General features: G+C 74.0%; 25 protein-coding genes. 18 read left to right on the plus strand and 7 right to left on the minus strand.

From position 1 onward, the window contains the following. The first annotated feature begins 11 nt into the window (after positions 1 to 11). From argC to AC5L3Z_RS26570, 9 genes are all read left to right on the plus strand, one after another. The gene (argC, locus tag AC5L3Z_RS26530; RefSeq protein WP_494845836.1) at positions 12 to 1,013 is read left to right on the plus strand and encodes an N-acetyl-gamma-glutamyl-phosphate reductase; all 1,002 of its coding nucleotides are present in this window, start codon (positions 12 to 14) and stop codon (positions 1,011 to 1,013) included. Further along, positions 1,010 to 2,182 carry a bifunctional glutamate N-acetyltransferase/amino-acid acetyltransferase ArgJ gene (gene argJ / locus AC5L3Z_RS26535; RefSeq protein WP_494845838.1) on the plus strand — a complete coding sequence of 391 codons (1,173 nt, stop codon included), beginning with the start codon at positions 1,010 to 1,012 and terminating at the stop codon, positions 2,180 to 2,182. The genes argC and argJ overlap by 4 nt, the downstream gene beginning before the upstream one ends. 58 nt (positions 2,183 to 2,240) lie before the next feature. Next, complete coding sequence (gene argB / locus AC5L3Z_RS26540; RefSeq protein ID WP_494845839.1) at positions 2,241 to 3,128, plus strand: acetylglutamate kinase; 888 nt, start codon at positions 2,241 to 2,243, stop codon at positions 3,126 to 3,128. Continuing rightward, positions 3,125 to 4,381, plus strand: a complete 1,257-nt coding sequence (locus tag AC5L3Z_RS26545; RefSeq protein ID WP_494845841.1) for an acetylornithine transaminase — start codon at positions 3,125 to 3,127, stop codon at positions 4,379 to 4,381. The genes argB and AC5L3Z_RS26545 overlap by 4 nt, the downstream gene beginning before the upstream one ends. After that, positions 4,378 to 5,307, plus strand: coding sequence for an ornithine carbamoyltransferase (argF, locus tag AC5L3Z_RS26550; protein WP_494845843.1), 930 nt, complete (start codon positions 4,378 to 4,380; stop codon positions 5,305 to 5,307). Before AC5L3Z_RS26545 ends, argF begins: the two co-directional genes overlap by 4 nt. Beyond that, entirely contained in the window at positions 5,304 to 5,819 is a 516-nt protein-coding gene (locus AC5L3Z_RS26555; protein WP_494845845.1) for an arginine repressor, read from the plus strand. Before argF ends, AC5L3Z_RS26555 begins: the two co-directional genes overlap by 4 nt. Then, entirely contained in the window at positions 5,816 to 7,021 is a 1,206-nt protein-coding gene (locus tag AC5L3Z_RS26560) for an argininosuccinate synthase (protein ID WP_494845846.1), read from the plus strand. The genes AC5L3Z_RS26555 and AC5L3Z_RS26560 overlap by 4 nt, the downstream gene beginning before the upstream one ends. A 29-nt stretch (positions 7,022 to 7,050) precedes the next feature. Next, positions 7,051 to 8,514 carry an argininosuccinate lyase gene (gene argH, locus AC5L3Z_RS26565; protein ID WP_494845872.1) on the plus strand — a complete coding sequence of 488 codons (1,464 nt, stop codon included), beginning with the start codon at positions 7,051 to 7,053 and terminating at the stop codon, positions 8,512 to 8,514. Between the two features lie 141 nt (positions 8,515 to 8,655). Next, entirely contained in the window at positions 8,656 to 10,257 is a 1,602-nt protein-coding gene (locus tag AC5L3Z_RS26570) for a glycosyltransferase 87 family protein (RefSeq protein ID WP_494845847.1), read from the plus strand. 12 nt (positions 10,258 to 10,269) lie between these two features. Here the strand turns inward: AC5L3Z_RS26570 and AC5L3Z_RS26575 are convergent, their stop codons facing one another. Beyond that, positions 10,270 to 10,626, minus strand: a complete 357-nt coding sequence (locus AC5L3Z_RS26575; RefSeq protein WP_494845849.1) for an MmcQ/YjbR family DNA-binding protein — start codon at positions 10,624 to 10,626, stop codon at positions 10,270 to 10,272. 64 nt (positions 10,627 to 10,690) lie between these two features. Further along, positions 10,691 to 13,249 (minus strand): AMP-binding protein, encoded by a 2,559-nt coding sequence (locus AC5L3Z_RS26580; RefSeq protein WP_494845851.1) that lies wholly within the window; start codon positions 13,247 to 13,249, stop codon positions 10,691 to 10,693. A 75-nt stretch (positions 13,250 to 13,324) separates the two neighbouring features. Here AC5L3Z_RS26580 and AC5L3Z_RS26585 point away from each other — a divergent pair, with 75 nt between their 5' ends. The 5 genes from AC5L3Z_RS26585 (at position 13,325) to AC5L3Z_RS26605 (ending at position 17,327) form a co-directional block, all read left to right on the plus strand. Continuing rightward, positions 13,325 to 13,966, plus strand: coding sequence for a DNA-3-methyladenine glycosylase (locus AC5L3Z_RS26585; protein WP_494845852.1), 642 nt, complete (start codon positions 13,325 to 13,327; stop codon positions 13,964 to 13,966). Between the two features lie 88 nt (positions 13,967 to 14,054). Further along, entirely contained in the window at positions 14,055 to 15,134 is a 1,080-nt protein-coding gene (locus AC5L3Z_RS26590; protein WP_494845853.1) for a WD40/YVTN/BNR-like repeat-containing protein, read from the plus strand. 1 nt (position 15,135) lies between these two features. After that, positions 15,136 to 15,411 (plus strand): ubiquitin-like small modifier protein 1, encoded by a 276-nt coding sequence (locus AC5L3Z_RS26595; protein WP_334532119.1) that lies wholly within the window; start codon positions 15,136 to 15,138, stop codon positions 15,409 to 15,411. Between the two features lie 189 nt (positions 15,412 to 15,600). Further along, positions 15,601 to 16,704 (plus strand): LLM class flavin-dependent oxidoreductase, encoded by a 1,104-nt coding sequence (locus AC5L3Z_RS26600; protein ID WP_494845854.1) that lies wholly within the window; start codon positions 15,601 to 15,603, stop codon positions 16,702 to 16,704. Continuing rightward, the gene (locus AC5L3Z_RS26605) at positions 16,701 to 17,327 is read left to right on the plus strand and encodes an FMN reductase (RefSeq protein WP_494845855.1); all 627 of its coding nucleotides are present in this window, start codon (positions 16,701 to 16,703) and stop codon (positions 17,325 to 17,327) included. Before AC5L3Z_RS26600 ends, AC5L3Z_RS26605 begins: the two co-directional genes overlap by 4 nt. 4 nt (positions 17,328 to 17,331) lie before the next feature. Here AC5L3Z_RS26605 and AC5L3Z_RS26610 read toward each other — a convergent pair whose 3' ends face one another. After that, complete coding sequence (locus AC5L3Z_RS26610; protein WP_494845857.1) at positions 17,332 to 18,219, minus strand: universal stress protein; 888 nt, start codon at positions 18,217 to 18,219, stop codon at positions 17,332 to 17,334. A gap of 147 nt (positions 18,220 to 18,366) precedes the next feature. Between AC5L3Z_RS26610 and AC5L3Z_RS26615 the strand changes: the two genes are divergently transcribed. The 3 genes from AC5L3Z_RS26615 (at position 18,367) to AC5L3Z_RS26625 (ending at position 20,966) form a co-directional block, all read left to right on the plus strand. After that, entirely contained in the window at positions 18,367 to 18,870 is a 504-nt protein-coding gene (locus AC5L3Z_RS26615; RefSeq protein WP_494845858.1) for a GNAT family N-acetyltransferase, read from the plus strand. 10 nt (positions 18,871 to 18,880) lie between these two features. After that, on the plus strand, positions 18,881 to 19,513 hold the full coding sequence (locus tag AC5L3Z_RS26620) for a hypothetical protein (RefSeq protein WP_494845859.1): 633 nt from the start codon (positions 18,881 to 18,883) through the stop codon (positions 19,511 to 19,513). Between the two features lie 124 nt (positions 19,514 to 19,637). Further along, positions 19,638 to 20,966, plus strand: coding sequence for a hemolysin family protein (locus AC5L3Z_RS26625; RefSeq protein ID WP_494845860.1), 1,329 nt, complete (start codon positions 19,638 to 19,640; stop codon positions 20,964 to 20,966). Positions 20,967 to 21,004: 38 nt separating this feature from the next. On the opposite strand, the gene AC5L3Z_RS26630 is transcribed toward AC5L3Z_RS26625, so the two are convergent. The 4 genes from AC5L3Z_RS26630 to AC5L3Z_RS26645 form a co-directional block, all read right to left on the minus strand. Next, the gene (locus AC5L3Z_RS26630) at positions 21,005 to 21,313 is read right to left on the minus strand and encodes a PRC-barrel domain containing protein (RefSeq protein WP_494845861.1); all 309 of its coding nucleotides are present in this window, start codon (positions 21,311 to 21,313) and stop codon (positions 21,005 to 21,007) included. Continuing rightward, on the minus strand, positions 21,300 to 21,680 hold the full coding sequence (locus tag AC5L3Z_RS26635; protein ID WP_494845863.1) for a hypothetical protein: 381 nt from the start codon (positions 21,678 to 21,680) through the stop codon (positions 21,300 to 21,302). The genes AC5L3Z_RS26630 and AC5L3Z_RS26635 overlap by 14 nt, the downstream gene beginning before the upstream one ends. After that, a complete protein-coding gene (locus tag AC5L3Z_RS26640; RefSeq protein ID WP_494845864.1) occupies positions 21,677 to 22,903 on the minus strand; it encodes an NRAMP family divalent metal transporter in 1,227 nt (408 codons plus the stop codon). Before AC5L3Z_RS26640 ends, AC5L3Z_RS26635 begins: the two co-directional genes overlap by 4 nt. A gap of 158 nt (positions 22,904 to 23,061) precedes the next feature. Further along, the gene (locus AC5L3Z_RS26645) at positions 23,062 to 23,454 is read right to left on the minus strand and encodes a PaaI family thioesterase (protein WP_334532220.1); all 393 of its coding nucleotides are present in this window, start codon (positions 23,452 to 23,454) and stop codon (positions 23,062 to 23,064) included. A gap of 107 nt (positions 23,455 to 23,561) precedes the next feature. Between AC5L3Z_RS26645 and tyrS the strand changes: the two genes are divergently transcribed. Beyond that, positions 23,562 to 24,845, plus strand: a complete 1,284-nt coding sequence (tyrS, locus tag AC5L3Z_RS26650) for a tyrosine--tRNA ligase (RefSeq protein ID WP_494845874.1) — start codon at positions 23,562 to 23,564, stop codon at positions 24,843 to 24,845. The last annotated feature ends 392 nt before the right edge of the window (positions 24,846 to 25,237 follow it).

Raw genomic sequence — 25,237 nt, forward strand, 5'->3', positions numbered from 1 at the left:
CGGAGGTGAGTATGGGCATCCGAGTCGCGGTCGCCGGAGCGAGCGGGTACGCCGGTGGCGAGCTGCTGCGCCTGGTCGCCGGGCACCCGGACTTCGACCTGGTCGCCGCCACCGCGCACCGGCAGGCCGGCCAGCCCGTCGCCGCCGTACACCCGCAGCTCGTGGGCCTGGACCTGGTCCTCGGGGCGACCGACCCGGTCGCTCTGGCCGACGCGGACCTGGTCTTCCTGGCCCTGCCGCACGGCCAGTCGGCGGCGCTGGCCGCCGCCCTGCCCGAGACGGTCCGGGTGGTCGACCTCGGCGCCGACCACCGGCTCGCCGACGCCGACGCCTGGGCCCGCTACTACGGTGGCCCGCACGCCGGCACCTGGACCTACGGCCTGCCCGAGCTGCCCGGCCAGCGGGCGGCCATCGCCGCCGCCACCCGGGTGGCGAACACCGGCTGCTACGCCGTGGCGACCACCCTGGCCCTGGCCCCGCTGATCGCCGCCGGCGCCGTCTTCCCCACCGACGTGGTGGTGGTCGCCGCCTCCGGCACCTCCGGCGCCGGCCGGGCCGCCAAGGCCCACCTGCTCGGCAGCGAGGTGATGGGCGACCTGTCGCCCTACAAGGTCGGCGCCCACCAGCACGTGCCGGAGATCAAGCAGGCCACCGGCGCGACCACCCTCTCCTTCACCCCGGTGCTCGCGCCCATGCCGCGCGGCATCCTGGCCACCGTCACCGCCGTGCCCACCGGCGACGTCGACCCGCGCGCGGTCCTCGCCGCGGCGTACGCCGACGCCCCGTTCGTGCACCTGCTGCCCGAGGGCGCCTGGCCGCACACCGCCGCGACGGCCGGCGGCAACTCCTGCCACCTGCAGGCCACCCTGGACGTCGACTCCGGCCGGGTGATCGTGGTCAGCGCGATCGACAACCTCGGCAAGGGCGCCGCCGGTCAGGCCGTGCAGAACGCCAACCTCATGCTCGGCCTGCCCGAGACCACCGGCCTTCACGCCTTCGGAGTCGCGCCATGACAGTCACCACCCCCCGGGGCTTCCGGGCGGCCGGGATCGCCGCCGGCCTCAAGTCCAGCGGCGCCGCCGACGTCGCCCTGCTCGTCAACGACGGCCCCGACGCCACGGTCGCCGGTGTCTTCACCGCCAACCGGGTGAAGGCCGCGCCGGTGCTCTGGACCCAGCAGGTCGTCCGCGGCGGCGTGGTCCGGGCCGTCGTGCTCAACTCCGGCGGCGCCAACGCCTGCACCGGCCCGGCCGGCTTCCAGGACACCCACGCCACCGCCGAGCACACCGCCGCCGCGCTGACCTCGGTCAGCCCCCGGCTGATGCTCGGCGCCGGCGAGGTCGCCGTCTGCTCCACCGGGCTGATCGGCGAGCGGCTCCCGATGGACAAGCTCCTGCCCGGGGTGCGCAGCGCGGTCCGGGGGCTCGCCCGGGACGGCGGCGCCGCCGCGGCCGAGGCGATCATGACCACCGACACCCGGCCGAAGAGCATCGTCGCCCGGGGCAGCGGCTGGACCGTCGGCGGCATGGCCAAGGGCGCCGGCATGCTCGCCCCGGCCATGGCGACCATGCTCTGCGTCCTGACCACCGACGCGGTGGCCGGGCCGGAGGCGCTCGACGCGGCGCTGCGGGCGGCGACCCGGCTCACCTTCGACCGGATCGACTCCGACGGCTGCATGTCCACCAACGACACGGTGCTGCTGCTGGCCAGCGGCGCCTCCGGCGTCGAGCCCACCGGGGCCGAGCTGACCGCGGCGGTCACCGCCGCCTGCCACGACCTGGCCCAGCAGCTCATCGCCGACGCCGAGGGCGCCACCAAGCAGATCGCCATCGAGGTCGTCGGCGCCGCCACCGAGGACGACGCCGTCGAGGTGGGCCGCAGCGTGGCCCGCAACAACCTGGTCAAGACCGCGCTGTTCGGCAACGACCCGAACTGGGGCCGGATCCTCGCCGCCGTCGGCACCACCAGCGCCGCCTTCGAGCCGGACGGCGTGGACGTCGCGGTCAACGGGGTCTGGGTGTGCCGCTTCGGCGCCGCCGCCGAGGACCGGAGCAAGGTCGACCTCACCGGGCGGGACGTCACCATCCGGATCGACCTGCACGCCGGCTCCGCCGCGGCGACGGTCTGGACCAACGACCTGTCGCACGCGTACGTGCACGAGAACTCGGCGTACTCGACGTGAGCGCGAGGAACGCAGCGAAGCGGAGTTCCGCAGTCGCGAACGAAAGGCAGGCTCGAGCATGAGTCTCTCCGCCGACCTCACCCGGGCCCAGGTCAAGGCCGAGACGCTGATCGAGGCGCTGCCCTGGCTGGCCCGCTTCTCCGGCGCCACCGTCGTGGTCAAGTACGGCGGCAACGCCATGGTCGACCCCGCCCTCCAGCGGGCCTTCGCCGCCGACATGGTCTTCCTCCGGTACGCCGGCCTGCGGCCGGTCGTCGTGCACGGCGGCGGGCCGCAGATCTCCGCGATGCTCGGCCGGCTCGGCATCGCCAGCGAGTTCCGGGGCGGCCTGCGGGTCACCACGCCGGAGGCGATGGACGTGGTGCGGATGGTGCTCGTCGGTCAGGTCGGGCGGGAGCTGGTGGGCCTGATCAACGCGCACGGCCCGTTCGCGGTCGGCCTCTCCGGCGAGGACGCCGGGCTCTTCACCGCCGTGCGCCGCCCGGCGTACGTCGACGGCCAGCCGGTCGACGTCGGGCAGGTCGGCGACGTGGAGTCGGTCGACGTCTCCGCGGTCACCGACCTGATCGCGGCCGGCCGCATCCCGGTCATCTCCACCGTCGCGCCGGACGCCGACGGCGTGCTGCACAACCTCAACGCCGACACCGCCGCGGCGGCGCTCGCCGTCGCCCTGGACGCCCGCAAGCTGGTCGTCCTCACCGACGTCCCCGGCCTGTACGCCGACTGGCCCGACACCGACAGCCTGGTCAGCGAGATCGACGCCGAGGACCTGGCGAAGCTGCTGCCGTCGCTGGAGTCGGGGATGGTCCCGAAGATGGAGGCCTGCCTGCGGGCGGTGCGTGGGGGAGTGCCCGCCGCGCACGTCGTCGACGGCCGGGTCGCCCACTCCACGCTGCTCGAGGTCTTCACCTCGGAGGGATTCGGAACGATGGTGATCGACTCATGAGCACCCTGGTGGAGCGCTGGTGCGCGGCCATGATGGACAACTACGGCACCCCGCCGCTGGCGCTCGTCTCCGGCTCCGGCGCCGTCGTGGTCGACGAGGCCGGCCGGGAGTACGTCGACCTGCTCGGCGGCATCGCGGTCAACGCCCTCGGCCACGCCCACCCCGCCGTGGTGGCCGCCGTCTCCCGGCAGGTCGCCACCCTCGGGCACGTCTCCAACCTCTTCGTCGCCGAGCCGCCGGTCGCCCTCGCCGAGCTGCTGCTGGCCCTGGCCGGCCGCACCGGCCGGGTCTTCTTCGCCAACTCCGGCGCCGAGGCCAACGAGACGGCGTTCAAGCTCTCCCGGCTGACCGGCCGGTCGCACGTGGTCGCGGCGCACGGCGGCTTCCACGGCCGGACCATGGGCGCGCTGGCGCTCACCGGCCAGCCGGCCAAGGCCGACCCGTTCCGCCCGCTGCCCGGCGACGTCACCCACGTCCCCTACGGCGACACCGCCGCGCTGGCGGCGGCGGTGACCGACCGGACCGCGATGGTGGTCCTCGAGCCGATCCAGGGGGAGAACGGCGTGGTCGTGCCGCCCGCCGGCTATCTGGCCGAGGCGCGGCGGATCACCACCCGGCACGGCGCCCTGCTGGTCCTCGACGAGGTGCAGACCGGGATCGGCCGGACCGGACACTGGTTCGCCCACCAGGCCGACGGCGTCGAACCGGACGTGGTGACCCTGGCCAAGGGGCTCGGCGGTGGGCTGCCCATCGGCGCCTGCCTCGCCTTCGGCCGGGCCGCCGAGCTGCTGCGCCCCGGCTCGCACGGCACCACCTTCGGCGGCAACCCGGTCAGCTGCGCCGCCGCGCTCGCCGTGGTCGCCACCATCGCCAACGAGGGGCTGCTCGACCACGTCAAGCGGGTCGGCGAGCGGCTGCGCCGCGGCGTCGAGGCGCTCGGCCACCCGCTGGTCGCCGGGGTGCGCGGCGCCGGCCTGCTGATCGGGATCGCGCTCACCGCGCCGGTCTCCGGCCCGGTGACCGCCGCGCTGCGCGACGCCGGTTTCCTGGTCAACCCGGTGCAGCCCGGCGTGGTACGGCTCGCCCCGCCGCTGATCCTCACCGCCGCCCAGGTCGACGCCTTCCTGGCCGCCCTGCCCGGCGCGTTGGACGCGGCCGCGCCCCACGCCGCGGAACCGGCGGCGCCCCTGACCGATTCCATCCGCACCACGATCCCGCCGACGAGCCCGACCACGACGGAGACGAAGGCATGATCCGGCACTTCCTGCGCGACGACGACCTGACGCCCGCCGAGCAGTCCGCCGTGCTCGACCTCGCCGCGCGGATGAAGGCCGACCGGTTCACGTTCACCCCGTTGGCCGGGCCGCGGTCGGTGGCGGTGCTCTTCGACAAGCAGAGCCTGCGCACCCGGATCTCCTTCGACGCCGGCATCGCCGAACTCGGCGGCCACCCGCTCGTGGTGGACACCCAGGTCACCCACTTCGGCCGCGGCGAGACGCTCGCCGACGCCGGCCGGGTGCTCTCCCGCTACGTCGCGGCGATCGTGCTGCGCACCCACGGCGACGACCGGATCGCCGAGGTGGCCCAGGGCGCCACCGTGCCGGTGGTCAACGCCCTCACCGACGACTACCACCCCTGCCAGCTCCTCGCCGACCTGCTCACCGTCCGGGAGCGGTTCGGCGCCACCGCCGGCCGGACCCTGGCCTACGTCGGGGACGCGGCCAACAACATGGCCCACTCCTACCTGCTCGCCGGGGCGACCGCCGGGATGCACGTCCGGGTCGCCGGGCCGCTCGGGTTCCACCCCGACCCCGAGGTGCTGGCCCGGGCGGAGAAGATCGCCACCGGCACCGGCGGCTCGGTCCGCGCCCTGGTCGACCCGGTGGCGGCGGTCCGCGGCGCGGACGTGGTGGCCACCGACACCTGGACCTCGATGGGTCAGGAGGGCGACGGGCTGGACCGGACCACCCCGTTCCTGCCGTACCAGGTCAACGACGCGCTGCTGGCCCACGCCGCCGAGGCGGCGATCGTGCTGCACTGCCTGCCGGCGCACCGGGGCGAGGAGATCACCGACGAGGTGCTGGACGGGCCGCGCAGCGCGGTCTTCGACCAGGCGGAGAATCGCCTGCACGCCCAGAAGGCGCTGCTGACGTTTCTCCTGGAGGCATCGACATCATGACCGCCCCGCTGACCCGCGCCGCCCGGCACGCCCGCATCGTCGAGCTGATCCGCGACAAGACCATCCGCTCGCAGACCGAGCTGGCCGACCTGCTCGCCGGTGACGGCGTCCAGGTCACCCAGGCCACCCTGTCGCGGGACCTGGAGGAGTTGGGCGCGGTCAAGGCCCGCGGCGGTGACGGGCGGGCCGTCTACCTGATCCCCGAGGACGGCCACCGGCCGCTGCGCGACGCCGAGGCGGCCCCCGCCCGGCTGGTGCGGCTGCTCCGCGAGCTGCTCAACGGGGTCGACTCCAGCGGCAACATCGCCGTACTGCGCACCCCGCCGGGCGCAGCCCACTACCTGGCCAGCGCGTTGGATCGAGCGGGCCTGCCCGAGGTCGTCGGCACCATCGCCGGCGACGACACCATTCTCGTCGTGGCCCGCGAGGCCGTCGGCGGGGCCGCGCTCGGCGACAAGCTCGCCGGGTGGGCCCGCCGGGAAGAACATATCGAAGGGAGCAGCACATCATGACCGAGCGGGTCGTCCTTGCCTACTCCGGAGGTCTCGACACCTCCGTCGCCATTCCGTACCTCGCCGAGCAGACCGGCGCCGAGATCATCGCGGTGGCCGTCGACGTCGGACAGGGCGGAGAGGACCTCGACGCCATCCGGCAGCGCGCGCTGGACTGCGGCGCCGTCGAGTCGGAGGTGGTCGACGCGCGCGACGAGTTCGCCGCCGACTACTGCCTGCCGGCGATGCGCGCCAACGCGCTCTACATGGACCGCTATCCGCTGGTCTCCGCGCTGTCCCGGCCGCTGATCGTCAAGCACCTGGTCGCCGCGGCCCGCAAGCACGGCGGCACGATCGTCTCGCACGGCTGCACCGGCAAGGGCAACGACCAGGTCCGCTTCGAGGTCGGCCTGGGCGCGCTCGCCCCCGATCTGAAGATCATCGCGCCGGCGCGGGACTTCGCCTGGACGCGGGACAAGGCGATCGCCTTCGCCGAGGAGAAGGGGCTGCCGATCGACGTGTCGGCCAAGTCCCCGTACTCGATCGACCAGAACCTCTGGGGTCGCGCCGTGGAGACCGGCTTCCTGGAGGACATCTGGAACGCGCCCATCGAGGACCTGTACTCGTACACCGCCGACCCGGCCGAGCCGCGCGACGCCGACGAGGTCGTGATCACCTTCGACGCCGGCAACCCGGTGGCGATCGACGGCGAGACGGTCACCCCGTACCAGGCGATCCTGGAGCTCAACCGGCGTGCCGGCGCCCAGGGCGTCGGCCGGCTCGACATGGTCGAGGACCGGCTCGTCGGCATCAAGAGCCGCGAGGTGTACGAGGCCCCCGGCGCGATCGCGCTGATCACCGCCCACCAGGAGCTGGAGGCGGTCACCGTCGAGCGGGACCTGGCCCGGTTCAAGAAGGGCGTGGACCAGCGCTGGGGCGAGCTGGTCTACGACGGCCTCTGGTTCTCCCCGCTGAAGGACTCCCTGGACGCCTTCATCGACGACGCCCAGCGGCACGTCTCCGGCGAGGTGCGGCTCGTCCTGCACGGTGGTCGGGCGACGGTCACCGGCCGGCGCTCCGAGGCCAGCCTCTACGACTTCGGCATGGCCACCTACGACACCGGCGACACCTTCGACCAGTCTCTGGCCAAGGGCTTCGTGCAGCTGTGGGGCCTGCCCAGCAAGATGGCCGCCGAGCGGGACGCCCGGTTGGGTGGCTCCTGATCGTGGGTGCGAGCGTGAGCACTGCCACAATGGGCCGGGTGGACGACAAGAGCCTGACCGAGAACAGCGCCCCGGCCAACCGGACGAGCCTGTGGGGTGGCCGGTTCGCCGGTGGTCCCGCCGAGGCCCTCGCGCGGCTGTCGGTGAGCGTCCAGTTCGACTGGCGCCTCGCCCCGTACGACATCGCCGGCTCCCGGGCGCACGCCCGGGTGCTGGCCGGCGCCGGCCTGCTCGACCCGGAGGAGCTGGGCCGGATCCTCGCCGCGCTGGACGACCTGGAGGCGGCCTGCGCGTCCGGGCAGTTCCGCCCGACCATCGACGACGAGGACGTGCACACCGCGCTGGAACGCGGCCTGCTGGAGCGGCTCGGTAGCCTCGGCGGCAAGCTGCGCGCCGGCCGGTCCCGCAACGACCAGGTCGCCACCGACCTGCGGCTCTACCTGCGCGACCACGCCCGCGGCGTGGCCGGCCGGCTGGTCGAGCTGGCCGAGGCGCTGGTGGAGCAGGCCGAGCGGCACGTCGACACGGCCGCGCCCGGGATGACCCACCTCCAGCACGCCCAGCCGGTCACCTTCGGGCACTGGCTGCTCGCGCACGTGCAGCCGCTGCTGCGCGACCTGGAGCGGCTGCGCGACTGGGACCACCGGGCGGCGGTCAGCCCCCTCGGCGCCGGTGCCCTCGCCGGCTCCGGCCTGCCGCTGGACCCGGTGGCCGTGGCCAAGGAGCTGGGCTTCCGGACGTCCTTCGCCAACTCGATGGACGCCGTGGCCGACCGGGACTTCGTCGCCGAGTTCCTCTTCACCACCGCGCTGATCGGCGTGCACCTGTCCCGGCTCGGCGAGGAGGTGGTGCTCTGGACCTCGCACGAGTTCGGCTGGGTCGAGCTGGACGACGCCTTCGCCACCGGCTCGTCGATCATGCCGCAGAAGAAGAACGCGGACATCGCCGAGCTGGCCCGGGGCAAGTCCGGGCGCCTGGTGGGCGGGCTGATGAGCGTGCTCACCATGCTCAAGGGCCTGCCCATGACGTACGACCGGGACATGCAGGAGGACAAGGAGCCGGCCTTCGACGCGGTCGACACCCTGGAGCTGCTGCTGCCCGCGCTGGCCGGGATGATCTCCACGATGACGGTCCGGGTCGACCGCCTGGTGGCCGCCGCGCCGGTGGGCTACTCGCTCGCCACCGAGATCGCCGACTGGCTGGTCCGCAAGGGCGTGCCGTTCCGCGACGCGCACGAGATCACCGGCCGGCTCGTCGCGCTCTGCGCCGCCCGCGACTGCGCCCTGGACCAGGTCTCCGACGACGATCTGACCACGGTCAGCGAGCACCTCGACCCGAGCGTGCGCGACGTGCTCTCGGTCCGCTCGGCGCTCGCCGCCCGGACCACCCCCGGCTCCACCGGCCCCGGGCCGGTCGCCGACCAGCTCGCCGCCGCCGCGGACCGGCTGGCCGGCTGGCGGGAGTGGGCCGCCGAGCGGGTCGTACCCCGCTGAGGTGACCGGTCGCGGCGCGCGGGCCGTCCGCCCGCGCGCCGCGCGCCGTCACCGCCGCCGTGTCGCGGCGGCTTAGTCGCCACCGCGTCGCGCGTGAATCGGTGCCCCCACCGGGGTCGCGCCGGCGCCTATCCTCGGCAGGTGCGGGATCGACGGGTGGTGCTGTCGTGGGCGGGGTTCACGCTGGCGGCGATGTTGTCCGTCGCTCTCGTCTGGCGACGCGAGGACCGCCTCTCCGACCTGCACATCTACGTCGGGGCTCTGACCGACCTGCGGGCCGGGCGCCCGCTCTACGAGTACGTCGCGGACAACGGCGGCCCCTTCACCTACCCGCCGTTCGCGGCGCTCGTGCTCTGGCCGGTCACCGCCGCGTCCGAGTCGGTGGTGCAGGTGATCTGGCTGGCGATGACCTGCGCGGCGGTGGCCGCCCTCGCCGTGCCGGTCGGTCGCGTGCTGGCCTCCGAGCGGTCCCGGCGGCCACTGGTCACGGCGGCCGTGGCCACCGTGCTGATGCTCTCCGCGCCGGTGCAGAGCAACCTGCGGTTCGGCCAGGTCAGCATCTTCATCGTGCTCCTGGCCCTCCTCGACGGCATGGGCGTCCTGCCGCCGCGGCTGCGGGGCGTACTCGTCGGAGTGGCGGCGGCGATCAAACTGACCCCGCTGCTGTTCGTGGTGTACTTCCTGGCGACCGGTCGCTTCCGGGACGCGGGCCGCGCCGCCGGCGCCTTCCTGGCCTGCGCGGGGCTCGCCGCGGCCGTGCTGCCCACGGAGAGCTGGACCTACTGGACCGCCACGGTGCGGCAGACCTCCCGGATCGGCAACCTCGCGTCGCTGGGCAACCAGTCGCTGCACGGGATGCTGCTCCGGATCGGGGTGGACGAGACCTCCCTACCTGCGATCTGGGCCGGCCTGGTGGCCGTCATCTGTACGGTCGCGCTGCTGCGCGCACGCCAGCTCACGGCGGACGGCCGTCCCGGGCACGCCGCCGTGCTGGTCGGGTGCGCCACCGTGACCGCGTCCCCGGTCTCCTGGACCCATCACCAGGTCTGGCCGGTGCTGGCCGCGATGTTGCTGATCGGCGCGTCCGGGATGGCCCGCCGGGCGGCCGGTGTCGTGCTGCTGGTGGCCATGGTGGTGTCGTTGGGCGCGGTGCTGGGGCCGGTGTCGATGAGGCCGGGAGTCCAGTTCCTGTTCGAGAACGCCCGCGCCCTCGGCGTGTGTGTGCTCTGCCTGGCCGGGTTCGGTCAGCTGGCGGTCCTGGCGACCCGGACGAACCGGCGACCACCCCCGCGGCGGGGGTGGCTCCGGTGGGGCGTGGCGGCGGTGGCGGCGCTGGCCTTCCTCGCCGTGCAGCCGCTACCGGCGGGAGCGGACCCCACGTTCAAGGCCTACACCCTCGACGACGTGGACAACCCGCGCTACTTCTTCGCCTGCCGGGGGCCGGTGCAGTGCGCCTCCTACGGCACCGACGCTCCGGTGACCTTCGCCATGCGGAGCGAGAAGACCAAGGTACGGGTCAACGGAGTGGTGTCCCCGCGGGTGGCGCGCCTGGAGTACCACTCCGCCCCCGGTGGCGCGCCCCGGGTCATTCCGCTGCTGGCCGCCTACCCCGGTTCCCGGACGTTCTCGTTCCGATCGGCGACCATGGCGCACGGCCGGCTCGTCGCCTACGGGGCCGATGGCCGCCCGGTCGCCACGTACGAGGAGGAACTCGCCGCCGTGCTCCCCGGCGACCGCCCGTAGCGTCGCCTCGCGTCACGAGCCGGTGGGGCGTTCCCGCTTCGGCAGCTTCGCCACCACCGCGTCGTACGAGCCGTCGACCGCCTCGACCAGCTCGTCCTCGGGGATCTCCCCGTCGAGCCGCAGCGAGTTCCAGCCCGACCGCCCGATGTACGGCGACGCCTTCGCGTCGTCGGGGAAGCGGTGCAGCCACTCGTCGGCCACCTCCCGGGACGGACCGCACTTCACCCCGACCCGGGGGTCGCCGTCCGGGGCGCCGAGGAAGGCGAAGATCCGGCTGCCCACCTTCACCACCTCGTCGCCCTCCCACGGCCGGTCCAGCCAGGCGCCCGGCTTGGCCAGGCAGTACGCCAGCATCTCCTCGCGGGTCATCGCGTCCTCCCGTCGTCCCGCCCAGTCTCACCGAGACCGGTGACATCCGGGGCCCCCGGACGGGTCAACCGGTGCGGGCGGCGAGGAGTTCTTCGCGCTGCGGGGTGCCCCGGGCGCGACGTCGGCGACCGGCGACCCAGGCCCAGGCCCGGTTCACCACCGTGGCGTACCCGATGCCCACGGCCAGGGACGCGGCCAGCGCCACCAGCGGCAGGTCCCGCAGGTGCGGATAGACCTGCCAGTGGGTGAGGTAGATGTAGAGCGAGCTGGCGGCCAGCACCCCGGCGACCCGGTTGACCACGGCCAGGCTCGGCACGGTGGGCAGCCAGATCAGCAGCGCCAGCCCGGCCACGATCAGCGCCTCCCGCTGCGGCTGGCCGAAGAACCCCGGCACGGTCGCCGCCGCGGCGGCCGTGACCAGCAGCCGTTGCCGCACCCCGTCGGCGCGGGCGGCGGCCCAGCCCAGCGTGAACAGCCACCCCGCCACCAGCGCCGACGGCAGGTCGTAGCGGGCGTCGAGGCCGAACACGTCGTACCGGCCGAGCAGCGCGACCGCGGTCAGGCCGAGCGGGAAGGCGAACGGGAACCGCCGTTCCAGCCGGTCCACCCGGCGCAGGCCGAGCAGGGCGGCCAGGGCCACCAGGAGGTGGACCAGCGCCTCGATGAACCAGAAGTGCCACTGGGTCTCGCCGTTCTCCGGCCCGGCGATGCTGTTGAGCAGCAGCAGGGTGCTGAGCTGGTAGTCGTCGCGGACCAGCATCACCGCCCCGATCCAGGCCGTCGTCGGCAGCACGATCCGGGTCAGCCCGGCGCGGATCTGGCGCAGCCGGTCCCGCCGGTCGGCGTCGGTGAGCTGGAACCGGGCGAAGTTGAAGCCGGCCACCCCGAGCAGCAGGTGGGCGCCGCCGGTGAGGGTGAACAGCGGGATGTGCGAGCCGACGATCAGCACGATCGCCACCGCGCGCAGCGCCACGCTGGTCTCCAACGCCCGGCGCCGGCCGCTCCGGCGGGCCGGCGCGCGCAGGTCGGCGATCGGCAGCACGTGCCAGTTCGCCGGCAGGTGGCCCAGCACCTGTTCCAGGCGGACCGACATCTCGACGTACGACAGGGAGTCCCCGCCGAGGTCGACGAAGCTCAGCTCCGGGGTGACGTCGGTGCGGTCCAGCACCTCCGCGTAGAGCCGGCACAGGTCGTCGGCCGGCACCTCCGCCGTCGGCGCGGGCGTCGCGGCGGCGTCGGCCAGGGCGCGCAGGGCGGCCAGGTCGGGCTTGCCGCTGGCCAGCCGGGGCAGCTCGGCCAGCGGGAGCACCCGGACCGCGCGCGGCGGCAGGCCGATCTCGTCGGCGACCAGCCGGCGTACCCGGCGCGGGTCGCCCTGGCCGACCACGGCGACGACCAGCTCGTCGTCGCCGCCGACGCAGGTGGCGGCCACCCCGTGCGCCGCCAGCAGCGTCTCGATCTGCTGCGGGTCGACCCGCAGCCCGAGGATCTTGGCGAACCGACTGCGCCGGCCGACGATCTCGTACAGCCCCTCGGGGGTGCGCCGGGCCAGGTCGCCGGTGTGCAGCTCGTCCACCGTCCGACCCAGGGCCAGGTCGGCGGGGGAGCCGGCGTAGCCCAGCATGACGTTCGGGCCGGCGTAGACCAGCTCGCCGACCTCCGGGTCGGGGTGGTCGGCGACGGGCGCGAGCCGGAACGCGCCGCCAGGCACCGGCACGCCGATCGCCGCCGGGTGGTCGACCGCCAGGTCCGGCGGGAGGTACGCCATCCGCGCGGTCGCCTCGGTCTGCCCGTACATGACGAAGAGGTCCCAGCCGTTGCGCCGGCCCAGCTCGGCGTAGCGGACCACCTGCGCCGGGGCGAGCCGGCCGCCGGCGGCGGTGACGTAGCGCAGGTGCGGCAGGTCCATCGCGGCGAAGCCGACCCGGTCCAGCAGGTCGAAGGTGTACGGCACGCCGGCGAAGCTGGTCCCCCGGGCCGCCCGGAACAGCTCCCAGAAGCAGGTGTCGGCGACCGAGTGGTCGGTGAGGATCAGCGCGGCGCCCCGGGCCAGGTGGCTGTTCACCACCGACAGGCCGTAGCAGTAGTGCAGCGGCAGGCTGGTCGCCGCCCGGTCGGTGTCCCGCACCGCCAGGTACTCGGCGATCGACTCGGCGTTGGCCTGGAGGTTCGCGGCGGAGAGCCGGACCAGCTTGGGCGAGCCGGTGGACCCGGAGGTGCTCAGCAGCAGCGCCAGGTCGGGGTGCGGCGTGTGGGCGGTGCCCGGGCGCCGCTCGGTGATCGTCCACCGGCCCTCGACCGGACCGACCACCACGTCCGGGTCGTACGCCTCGGTCAGCGCCGCGACCGCCGGGCCGTCGCCGGGCACCAGCAGGACGGGATGCCCGGCGCGCAGCCCGGCCAGGTACGCCACCAGGGAGTCGACGGTGTTCGCCCCGGTCACCAGGACCAGCCGCCGCCCCTCGCCGAGCCGCCGGGCGGTCCGGTCGACCCGCGCGGCCAGCTCCGCGTACGACAGCACGCCGTCGGCGGTGACGACGGCGGGACGGTCACCGTGGGTGGCCAGGTCCCGGACGAACGGCACCGCGCGGACGGCGGGCAGCAGGTCAGGCGGGGGTGTCACGCGCCAACTCTAAGGTGAGGCTGCCCTAATTACGAGGAGGGGGTGGCGCAACGCACGGGTGGGTACCGTCTGGGTGTGAGCTGCGACGGAACCCGCTTCGTGACCGGCACCGACCCGGCCCCGCTGGCCGAACTGCTCGCCGGCGAGGTGGTGCCGGCGGCCCGGGGGCTGCTCGGCTGCCGCCTGACCGCCGGCGGCGTCACCGTGCGGATCACCGAGGTCGAGGCGTACGCGGGCACGGCCGGCGACCCGGCCTCGCACGCGCACCGGGGTCGCACCCCGCGCAACGCGGTGATGTTCGGCCCGGCGGGGCACGCCTACGTGTACTTCACCTACGGCATGCACTGGTGCATGAACGTCGTCACCGGTCCGGACGGCGAGGCCTCGGCGGTGCTGCTGCGCGCCGGCGAGGTGGTCGACGGCCTCGACGTGGCGCGGGCCCGCCGTCCCGCCGTACGCCGGGAGGTGGACCTGGCCCGCGGCCCGGCGCGGCTCTGCGCCACCCTGGGCATCGACCGGTCCGTCTACGGCCTGGATCTGCTCGGCGACGGCCCGGTCCGGCTGCGGCCGGCGGAGGCGCCGGTGCCCGACGCGGCGGTCTCCGCCGGTCCGCGGGTCGGGGTGACCGGCGCGCACGACGTGCCCTGGCGCTTCTGGATCACCGGCGATCCCACGGTGAGCAGCTACCGCCGGCACGTGCCCCGAAGCCGGTCCTGAACCCGCGGGGCGGCGTGGACCCTCGGAATGTGTCGGAGGGTGTGGCCATAATCACGCCACCTGCACGGCGACGGATCGGAGGACGGTCGTGACCACCCTGCTCGCCATCGGCACCGCCAAGGGGCTCTTCCTCGCCACCAGCGACGGAGCGCGGAGCGGGTGGGAGGTGAGCGGCCCGCACTTCCCGATGACCGGGGTCTACGCGGTCGCCGTCGACCGCCGCCCCGCCGCCCCCCGGCTGCTCGCCGGCATGACCAGCTCACACTTCGGGCCGAGCGTCGCCACCAGCGACGACCTGGGCGCCTCGTGGAACGAGCCGGAGCAGGCGCCGGTGGCCTTCCCCGCCGACACCGGCGCCACCCTCGGTCGGGTCTGGCAGCTGGTCCCGGCCGGGCCGGACGAGCCGGGCGTGGTCTGGGCCGGCACCGAGCCGTCGGCGCTGTTCCGGTCGACCGACGGCGGGCGCAGCTTCACCCTGGTCCGGTCGCTCTGGAACCATCCGCACCGGGAGCAGTGGGGCGCCGGTTTCGGCGGCCAGGCGGTGCACACCGTGCTGCCGCACCCGCGCGACCCGCAGCGGATCGTCGTCGCCATGTCCACCGGCGGGGTCTACCGCTCCGAGGACGCGGGGGCGAGCTGGTCGCCCGGCAACACCGGCATCCGGGCCTACTTCCTGCCCGACGAGTGGCCCGAGTTCGGGCAGTGCGTGCACAAGGTCGCCCGCGACGCCGGCAACCCCGAGCGGCTCTACGCGCAGAACCACCACGGCGTCTACCGCTCGGACGACGACGGCCGCACCTGGACGTCGATCGCCGCCGGCCTGCCCAGTGACTTCGGCTTCCCGATGGTCGCCCACCCGTCCCGCCCCGGCACGGTCTGGACGTTCCCGCTGATCGCCGACGCCCAGCGCTTCCCGGTGGACCACCGCTGCCGGGTGTTCCGCTCGGCCGACGCCGGCGGCAAGTGGGACCCGCTCTCGGTGGGCCTGCCGGAGCAGCCGTTCTACCCGTCGGTGCTGCGGGACGCGATGTGCGCCGGCGAGGGGGGTGGGGTCTACTTCGGCACCCGCTCCGGCGAGGTCTACGCCAGCCGCGACGACGGTGACTCCTGGTCCCCGGTCGCCGCCCACCTGCCCGACGTGCTCTGCGTCCGGGCCGCGGAGATTTGAGATGGTCACCGTGCTGGTCCCGGGTCCACTGCGCGGCGAGGTCGGCGGCGCCAGCCGGCTGACCGTGGAGGCCGCCGGCTCGGTCGGGGCGGTCCTGGACGCGCTCGCCGTCTCCTGGCCCCGGCTGGCCCGCCGCATCCGCGACGAACGGGGTGAGCTGCGCCGGTACGTCAACGTCTACGTCGACGGGGAGGACTGCCGGCACACCGGGGGAGTGGCCGCCCCGGTCGCCGACGGCGCCGAGGTGCGGGTGCTGCCGTCGGTGGCCGGCGGCTGAGCGCCCCGCCGCCCGGGCCGGCATCCCGGTCGGGTACGCCGTCGGCCGACCGCCGTGCCACCGGGCGCGCGGGGTGACCCCGGCCACCCGGGGCCCTGCCGCTGGCGGAATAGTTGACGAAGCAAATAAGTTGTGTGCGATGCCCGGGTGACCACCTCAGCCCCCCGGCCCGACACACGAGGAGCGGTCATGCAGTTCGGAGTCTTTACCGTAGGCGACGTCACGGTCGACCCGACCAACGGCCGGGAACCGACCGAGCATGAGCGGATCAAGGCGATGGTGACCATCGCGCTCAAGGCCGAAGAGGTCGGCCTCGACGTCTTCGCCACCGGCGAGCACCACAACCCGCCGTTCGTGCCGTCGTCCCCCACCACCATGCTCGGCTACATCGCGGCCCGCACCGAGCGGCTGCTGCTCTCCACCTCCACCACGCTGATCACCACGAACGACCCGGTGAAGATCGCGGAGGACTACGCGATGCTCCAGCACCTGGCCGACGGTCGGGTGGACCTGATGATGGGTCGGGGCAACACCGGTCCGGTCTACCCGTGGTTCGGGCAGGACATCCGCAACGGCATTCCGCTGGCGATCGAGAACTACGACCTGCTGCGCCGGCTGTGGCGGGAGGACGTGGTCGACTGGCAGGGCCGGTTCCGTACCCCGTTGCAGTCGTTCACCTCGACGCCGCGTCCGCTGGACGGCGTGCCCCCGTTCGTCTGGCACGGCTCGATCCGCAGCCCGGAGATCGCCGAGCAGGCCGCCTACTACGGCGACGGCTTCTTCGCCAACCACATCTTCTGGCCCAAGGAGCACACCCAGCGGATGGTGGGGCTCTACCGGCAGCGCTTCGCCCACTACGGCCACGGCACCCCCGAGCAGGCCATCGTCGGCCTCGGCGGGCAGGTCTTCATGCGGCGCAACTCCCAGGACGCGGTCCGGGAGTTCCGGCCGTACTTCGACAACGCCCCGGTCTACGGGCACGGGCCGTCGCTGGAGGAGTTCAGCCGGGAGACCCCACTGACCGTGGGCAGCCCGCAGGAGGTCATCGACCGCACGCTCGGCTTCCGGGAGTACGTCGGCGACTACCAGCGGCAGCTCTTCGTCATGGACCACGCCGGCCTGCCGCTGAAGACCGTGCTGGAGCAGCTCGACCTCCTCGGGGAGGAGGTCGTCCCGGTGCTGCGCAAGGAGTTCGACAGCCTGCGCCCGGCGCACGTGCCCGCCGCGCCCACCCACGCCTCGCTGGTCGCCGCCCGCGACGCCGAGGCGACCGGCGGGCAGGCCACCCGATGAGCCGGCGCACCCTGGCCGTGGTCTCGGCCGGCCTCAGCCAGCCCTCCTCGACCCGACTGCTCGCCGACCAGCTCGCCGCGGCCGCCCGCGACGAGCTGGTCCGGCGGGGCGCCGAGGTGGAGCTGCGCGTCGTCGAGCTGCGCGACCACGCCCACGACGTGGTGAACAACATGCTCACCGGGTTCCCGCCGGCCACGCTGCGGGAGGCCGTCGACGCGGTGACCGGGGCGGACGGGATCGTCGCCGTCACCCCGATCTTCAACGCGTCGTACAACGGGCTGTTCAAGTCCTTCTTCGACGTGCTGGAGTCCGGGGCGCTGGCCGACCGGCCGGTGCTGATCGGCGCGACCGGCGGCACCGCCCGGCACTCGCTGGCTCTGGAGCACGCCGTCCGGCCGATGTTCACCTACCTGCGGGCGGCGGTGGCCCCCACGGCGGTCTTCGCCGCGCCCGAGGACTGGTCCGGCGGCAACGCCGACGGCGCGCTGCGCGCCCGCATCCGGCGGGCCGGCGTCGAGCTGGCCGATCAGGTCGACCACCGGCTGCCGGCCTCCGGCCCGGTGGACCCGTTCGCCCTGACCACCGACTTCGCCCAGCTCCTCGGCGGCGGCCGGGAGAGCTGACCGATCACTCCGCCCGGTCGTACGGGTGGGCGACCAGCACCGGGCAGTGGGCGTGCTGCGCCACCGCCTGGCTGACCGAGCCGAGCAGCAGCCCGGTGAAGCCGCCCCGGCCCCGGGTGCCCACCGCCAGCAGCGACGCCGTGCCGCTCGCCTCGACCAGTCCCTGCGCGGCGCCGGCCGCCCGGACCGGGTGCTCCCGCACCACCAGGTCCGGGTGGTCGGCCCGGGCCACGCCGGACGCCTCGGCCAGCAGCCGCACCGCCTCGGCCTGGTACGCGGCCTGCGACTCCTCGACCTCCTCCGGCACCGGCCGGTCCCCGTCCGGCGGGCCGACGTGCACCAGCACCAGCGGCACGTCCCGGCGGGCCGCCTCGTCGGCGGCGTACCCGACGGCGAGCCGGGACGGCCCCGAGCCGTCCACCCCGGCCAGTACCGGCCCGTCCACCGGGATCGGCTGCTCGTCGGGGCGGACCACCAGCACCGGGCAGTGCGCGTGCGCGGCCACCTGCGCGCCGACCGAGCCGAGCAGCAGCCCGGTGAAGCCGCCCAGCCCGCGGCTGCCCACCACCACCAGCTCGGCCCGGCGGGACTCCTCGATGAGGGTGGCGCCCGGGCCGCCGGCCACCTGGCGTACCTCGACCTCCAGGTCGGGCCAGCGGCCGGCCAGGTCGGCCGCCGTCCGCTCCAGCATCTTCTGGGCCTCCTCCGAGGGCGCCGGCACCCCGAGGTCGTACGGGTTGAGCGGCACGCCGTAGCCGAGCGGGTGCAGGTAGCCGTGCACCAGGCGCAGCGGCCGGGACCGCAGCCGGGCGGCGCGGGCCGCGTGTTCCGCGGCTACCAGGCTGGACGGCGATCCGTCGACGCCCACCACGACAGGACGGTTCATCGGCACTCCCCGGGTCGGTCAGGTCATTGTCGACTTACCCGTCCCGTGACGCCGGCATTCGGCCGGACACGCCGACGTCGGGCGCGGCTGCGCGGTCGGCCGGGGCGCGGTGGCGGCCCGGGATCGTCGGTGCCGCTGCGTACGCTCTGGCCCGTGACCGTCCCTGTGCAGCTCCGCCCGGTGCGCGACGACGACCTGCCGCACTTCTTCGCCCATCAGCAGGACCCGGAGGCCAACTGGATGGCGGCCTTCGGGCCGGCCGACCCGGCCGACCGGGCGGCGTTCGACGCGCACTGGCGGCGCATCCGCGCCGACCCCCGGATCGTCACCCGCACCGTCGTCGCCGACGGTGAGGTGGTCGGTTACGTGGCCGCCTTCCCGGTGGACGAGCTGACCGAGGTCAGCTACTGGATCGACCCGCGGCGCTGGGGTCGGGGCCACGCCACCGCCGCGCTCGGCGCGCTGCTGCGCGAGCTGCCGCAGCGCCCGGTGCACGCCCGCGCCGCGAAGGACAACCGGGCCTCCCTCGCCGTGCTGCGCAAGTGCGGCTTCGTCGTGGTCGGCGAGGACTCCGGGTACGCCCACGGCCGCGGCGTCGAGGTCCAGGAGTGGGTGCTGGAGCTGCCCGACGACCGGCCTGAGCTGGGCGCCCACTAGTCTCGCGGGGGTGAACTGGCTGGAACTCGTCGGCTGGGCCGGCTCCGCGCTGCTGGTCTGGTCCCTGCTGCAGACGCGCATTCTGCGACTGCGCGCGCTCAATCTCGTCGGCTGCCTGATCCTGATCGGTTACAACGCCGGGGTGCAGGTCTGGCCCGGGGTGGGCCTCAACGTCGTACTCGCCGTGATCAACGTGTGGTACCTGCGGAAGATGCTGGCCACCCGACACGACGAGCAGACGTACCAGGTGGTCGAGGTCGGCGTCGACGACCAGTTCCTCGCGCACACGCTGCGGGTGCACGCCGCGGACATCGCCCGCTTCAACCCCGACTTCCGCTGGGAGTCGCACGGCGCGCCCCGCTCGGCGTTCCTGGTGGTCAAGGCCGACGAGGTGGTCGGGGTGGTGCTGTCGCACGCCGAGGAGGGCGGGGTGGCCCAGATCGACCTGGACTACGTGACCCAGCGGTTCCGGGACTTCACCCCGGGGGAGTTCGTCTACCGTCGCAGCAGCCTCTTCACCGACCGGGGGTTCCGCCGGGTGGTCAGCCCGCCCGGCATGGTCGCCCCCTACTACCACCGGCTCGGGTTCCGCCCCGAGGGCGGCGCGTACGTGCTCGACCTGCCGGCGCCCGCCGCGGCGTAGGCCGCCCCGGCGAGGATTCACCGGCGCCCGCACGGGGCACAGACAGGCCTACGCCGGTCGGGCCTCCGGCCGGCGGCGTCGGCCGTCGCGGCCGGTGCCCGTCGTGTGAGGGAGAGAGCCGGGCGTGCAGAGCTACTGGAGCCAACTGGCCCTGGTCGGAGTCCTGGTGGTCCTGAACGCGATCTTCGCGGGCAGCGAGATGGCGCTGGTGTCGCTGCGGGACAGCCAGATCCAGCGACTGGAACGCACCAGCCGGGCCGGGCGGGTGCTCGCCCGGCTGGCCAAGGACCCGAACCGGTTCCTGGCCACCATCCAGATCGGCATCACCCTGGCCGGTTTCCTCGCCTCGGCCGCGGCGGCGGTCTCCCTGGCCCGGCCCCTCGTACCGCTGCTCGGTGCGCTCGGCGGCGCCGCCGAGACGGTCGCCATCGTGGTGGTCACCCTCGCCCTGACCTTCGTCACCCTGGTCTTCGGCGAGCTGGCCCCCAAGCGGATCGCCATGCAGTCCGCCGAGCGGTGGGCGCTGCTGGTGGCCCGCCCGCTGGACCTGCTGGCCACCTTCACCCGGCCGGCCGTCTGGGCGCTCGGCGCCACCAGCGACCTGGTGGTACGCCTCGTCGGGCTGAACCCGAAGCACCAGCCCGAGGAGATCGGCCCGGACGAGCTGCGCGACATCGTCGCCGGCAACCACGGCTTCACCAAGGAACAGCGGACCATCATCGCCGGCGCGGTGGAGATCGCCGACCGGCAGCTCAAGGCGGTCCTCGTACCCCGGTTGCAGGTCTTCACGCTCGACAGCGGGACCACCGCGGAGGCCGCCCGGCTGGTCCTCGCCGCGACCGGGCACTCCCGGGCGCCGGTGGTCCGGCACGGCGGCCTCGACGACGCGGTCGGCGTGATCCACCTGCGGGACCTGGTCGGCGTTCCCGGCGACCGGTCGGTCGACGAGTGCGCCCGCCCGCCGATGCTGCTGCCCGACTCGCTGCCGGTGGTGGAGGCGCTGCGGCAGTTCAAGGCCGAGCGACAGCACATCGCCCTGGTGGTGGACGAGCGCGGCGCCGTCGACGGCATCGTCACCCTGGAGGACATCCTCGAGGAGATCGTCGGCGAGATCTACGACGAGACCGACCGGGACGTCCGCTCGGTGCGCACCGAACCCGACGGCGCGCTGCTGCTGCCGGGCACCTTCCCCGTGCACGACCTGCCGGACATCGGCGTCGAGGTGCCCGGCCGGCCGGCCGGCGACTACACCACCGTCGCCGGCATGGTGCTGGCCTGCCTGGGGCACATCCCCACCGCCGCCGGGGAGAGCGTCACCATCGACGGCTGGGAGCTGGAGGTGTGCGCGATCGACCAGCGGGCCATCACCCAGGTCCGGCTGCGCCGCGCCGCCCCGCCCGCCGAGGAGGGCGCCGAGGAGGCGGAGCCGCTCCTGGACGAGGCCCGTAGCTGAGCCGGCGGCAGCCGCCGGGCCGACCGCCGCAGGCGCGGTCAACCGTGCGGCGGCCCGAACGGGAAGCCGGGCACCGGCGGCAGCAGCTGCACCTGGTCGGCGGGGAGCTGCCGGTCGTGGCGGCTCACCGTCCGCGCCACCACCCGGATCGCCCACGGCCCCCGGGGGCGTTCCCCGCCGACCAGCCGCCGCACCGCCCGGCTCCACCAGTGCCCGTTGACGAACACGTCGGTCAGCCGCAGCCGCCCGTCGGGGAGCTCCCCCCGGACCACCACGTCGACCACCCGGCCCAGCCGCCGGCCGTGCAGGTCGTACGCGGTGCGGCCGAGCAGCTCACCCGCTCGCACGGTCGGCTCCCGGGATCCGGTCGATCAGGTGCCGGCGCAGCCACGCCTCCACCGGCGGCCGGGGCAGCTCGTCGGCGCGGACGCGCAGCCACACCGCGCTGTCCAGCCGGGCGACCTGGGCCACCGGGATGCGCAGCGGCGACGCGGACGGGTCGTCGGTGAGCCGGTCGGCCAGCGCCACCAGCAGCCGCCCGACCCGGCCGCCGATCCGGTTTCCGAGCGCCCGCTCGCCGCTGAGCAGGTACGCCACGTACGGGAAGCCCTCCGCGTCGACCGCGAACTCCACGTCGTCGACCTTGCCGACCGGCCACCCCTCGGAGTCGACGATCTGCCGGTCGAGCAGCTGCCGGCCCAGTTGGATCCTCACCGGCCCATCCCGGTGCCGATCGCGAGCGGGACCGCCGCCACCGACGCCGCCACGATGACCACCAGGAAGACCGCGCCCAGCAGGTTGAGCGCCGCCCCGTTCACCCGGTCGCCCAGGTACGTCCGGTCGTTCGCCACGACCAGGATCGGCAGGTACGTCAGCGGCAGCGCCACCGCGCTGACGACCAGCATGTACTCGGTCAGCCGGACCGGGTCGACGGTGGTGAGCAGCACCAGCATCCCGGCCAGCACGCTGACCAGCAGCACGCTGTGGAAACGGGCCGCCTCGCGGGGACTGACCCGTTTGCCCCACTGCCAGCCGAAGTACTGCGCCGCCGTGTACGCCGCCGACAGCCCGGTCTCCAGCGCGGCGCCGAAGGTGACCGCGAAGAACGCGAGCGCCGCGATCGCCAGCCCCACCCCGCCGAACGCCAGCACCACCGGCTCCGCCACCTGGCCGAGCGTCGACACCGAGACGCCCGCCGGGTGGAGGACCACCGCCGCGGTCGCCACCAGGGACAGGGCGAGCAACCCGCCGACCGGGAACCCGATCAGCACGCTGGACCGCGCGTCGGCGAGGTCGGCGGCGCTCCAGCTCTCCTCGACCCCGCCGGAGGAGAAGAAGAACACCTCGTACGGGCTGACCGTGGAGGCGAAGAGGGCGACCGCCACGAACCAGTAGGCGCCCCAGCCCTGCCCGGCCGCGTCGGGTTGCAGCGCGCCACGGCCCAGCGCCGCCCAGTCGGTGGGCAGCCAGAACAGCGCGACCACGAAGACCAGCAGAGCCAGGCCGGCCAGGCCGAAGACCCGCTCCATCAACTGGAAGCGCATCCGCCACAGCACCAGCCAGACGGCGAAGGCGGCCACCGGCACCCACAGCAAATAGCTGACCCGGGAGAGCAGTTGCAGGGCGAGCGCCACGCCACCCAGCTCGGCCCCCAGGGTCAGCACCGTTACCAGGTAGGAACCGACCAGGTTGAGCAGCGCCAGCCGCGGCCCGAGCCGCTCGCGGATCAGGTCGAACACCGCCCGGCCGCTCACCGCCGCGATCCTGCCGGCCATCTCGGCGTACGCACAGATGCCGACCACGCCGAGCACCAGCACCCAGGTGTGCCCCATGCCGAAGCGGGCGCCGGCCTGACCCGCCGCCACCAGGTCACCGATGTCGACGAAGCCCCCGATGGCCGAGAGCACACCGAGCGTGGCGGCGAGGAGCTTCCTCACGTCGAATACGGCCCGACCGGCATCATCGTGGCGACCATATCCGCCTCAACGCCCTGTTCAGCCCCAAATCCCCACCCACCCCACCGCGATCTCGCACCTGCCGCCGCGACGACGAGGGCGAACGCCGCGGCCGGAGGCCGAAGGTGCGAGGCCCGGGGTCAGGAGTGGGTGAGGTTCTGCAGGCGGACCTGGCCGCGCGAGATGAGGCGGCCGTCGGCGTCGGTGATCTCCACCTGCCAGAGCTGCTGGCTGCGGCCCCGGTGCACGGGCGTGCCGACGGCGGTCAGCTCACCCTCCCGCACCGCGCGGAGAAAGTCCGTCTGGTTCGACACGCCCACCACGGTGCCGCGTCCACCGAGCCAGATCGACCCACCCACGCTGGCGGCGGTCTCCACCACCGCGCAGTACACGCCCCCGTGCTGGATTCCGAAGGGCTGGTGCAGCTCGGGACGGACCTCCCAGCGAATGACGACCCGGTCCGGCCCGACCTCGTCCAGCTTCAGGCCCAGCAGGTCCACCAGGCCGCCCGTCAGGTTCGGCATCTCGGTCATCTCCACGCCCGTCTTCCTCTCGCTCGCGGAAGCGCCAGCCTAATCACCACGCCGAGCCGGCAAACCCGGTACTACCCGCACCCGGGGATGGGGGAGAATCGGTGACCGTGACCGACAGCAACCTCCCGCACGGGCGGAACTCCCTGACCGAAGACCTGCGGTGGCGGGGCCTGATCCAGGACTCGACCGGCCTCGACGAGCTGCGTGAACTGCTCGACGGCGGGGCCACCACGTTCTATGTGGGCTTCGATCCGACCGCGCCCAGCCTGCACGTCGGCCACCTCATGCAGGTCACCACCGCCCGCCGGCTGCAGCTCGCCGGGCACCGCCCGCTGCTGCTGGTCGGCGGCGCGACCGGGCAGATCGGCGACCCGAAGGAGAGCGCCGAGCGGACGCTCAACCCGCCTGAGGTGGTCGCCGGCTGGGTCCAGCGCATCCGGGACCAGCTCGAACCCTTCGTGTCGTACACCGGGGAGAACGCGGCGCAACTGGTCAACAACCTGGACTGGACCGGCGAGATGTCGGTGGTCGAGTTCCTCCGCGACGTCGGCAAGCACTTCCCGGTCAACAAGATGCTGGCCCGGGAGGTGGTCAAGGCCCGGCTGGAGACCGGCATCAGCTTCACCGAGTTCAGCTACCAGCTCCTCCAGTCCCACGACTTCTTCGAGCTGCACCGCCGGCACGGCTGCCAGCTCCAGTACGGCGGCTCCGACCAGTGGGGCAACATCACCGCCGGGGTCGACTACGTGCGCCGCCGCGGCGCCGGCCCCGTGCAGGCCTTCACCACGCCCCTGGTCACCCGGTCGGACGGCACGAAGTTCGGCAAGACCGAGGGCGGGGCGGTCTGGCTCGACCCCGAGCTGACCAGCCCGTACGCCTTCTACCAGTTCTGGGTCAACGCCGACGACCGGGACGTCACCCGCTACCTGCGCTACTTCAGCTTCCGTTCCCGGGAGGAGCTGGAGGCGCTGGAGAAGGAGGCCGCCGAGCGGCCGGCGGCGCGGGCGGCCCAGCGGGCCCTCGCGGAGGAGCTGACCACCCTGGTGCACGGCGAGCGGGAGATGGCCCAGGTGGTGGCGGCCAGCCAGGCGCTCTTCGGCCGCGGCTCTCTCGACGACCTGACGCCGGAGACCCTGCGGGCCGCGCTCACCGAGGCCGGCCTGGTCCACCTGACCGAGCTGCCCGACGTGGCCGGACTGCTGCGCGACTCCGGCCTGGTGCCCAGCCTGAAGGAGGCACGGCGGGTGATCGCCGAGGGCGGCGCCTACGTCAACAACACCCGGGTGACAGAGGTGGACGCGACCGTCGCGCCGGCGGACCTGCTGCACGGGCGGTACCTGGTGCTGCGCCGCGGCAAGCGCTCCTTCGCCGGGGTTGAGCTGCGCGGATAGTCGTCTCTTGATGATGTGACGCGGGACGCGCCCGGCCGAGTTGACGATCAACTGGCCGGGCGCGTAACTTTCTCTCTGCCAGCGCGGAACGGACGAAACAGGCGAAAGCTTGCGAGGCCGGAGCGCGGGAATGGTCTGAGGCGCGGCTCGGTTGTCATTGGGTACGAGCCTGGACCGGCTCCTGAGGCTCGACAGAGCCGATGGGGTGAGGGAATGAGTTCAGGGTCGGCCGGGTTGTCATCCGGTACGAGCCTGGAACCGGGCTCCTGAGGCTTCACGAAGCCGGTGGAGTTCGGGAATCACTCCAGGGTCGGATGGGTTGAGTCCCATGTGAGCTTGGACCGGGTGGTGCCCCGGATTCGCTGTGAGGCGGATTTGGTGAGGCGGAGCCG

The sequence above is a fragment of the Micromonospora sp. LZ37 genome (assembly GCF_059359015.1).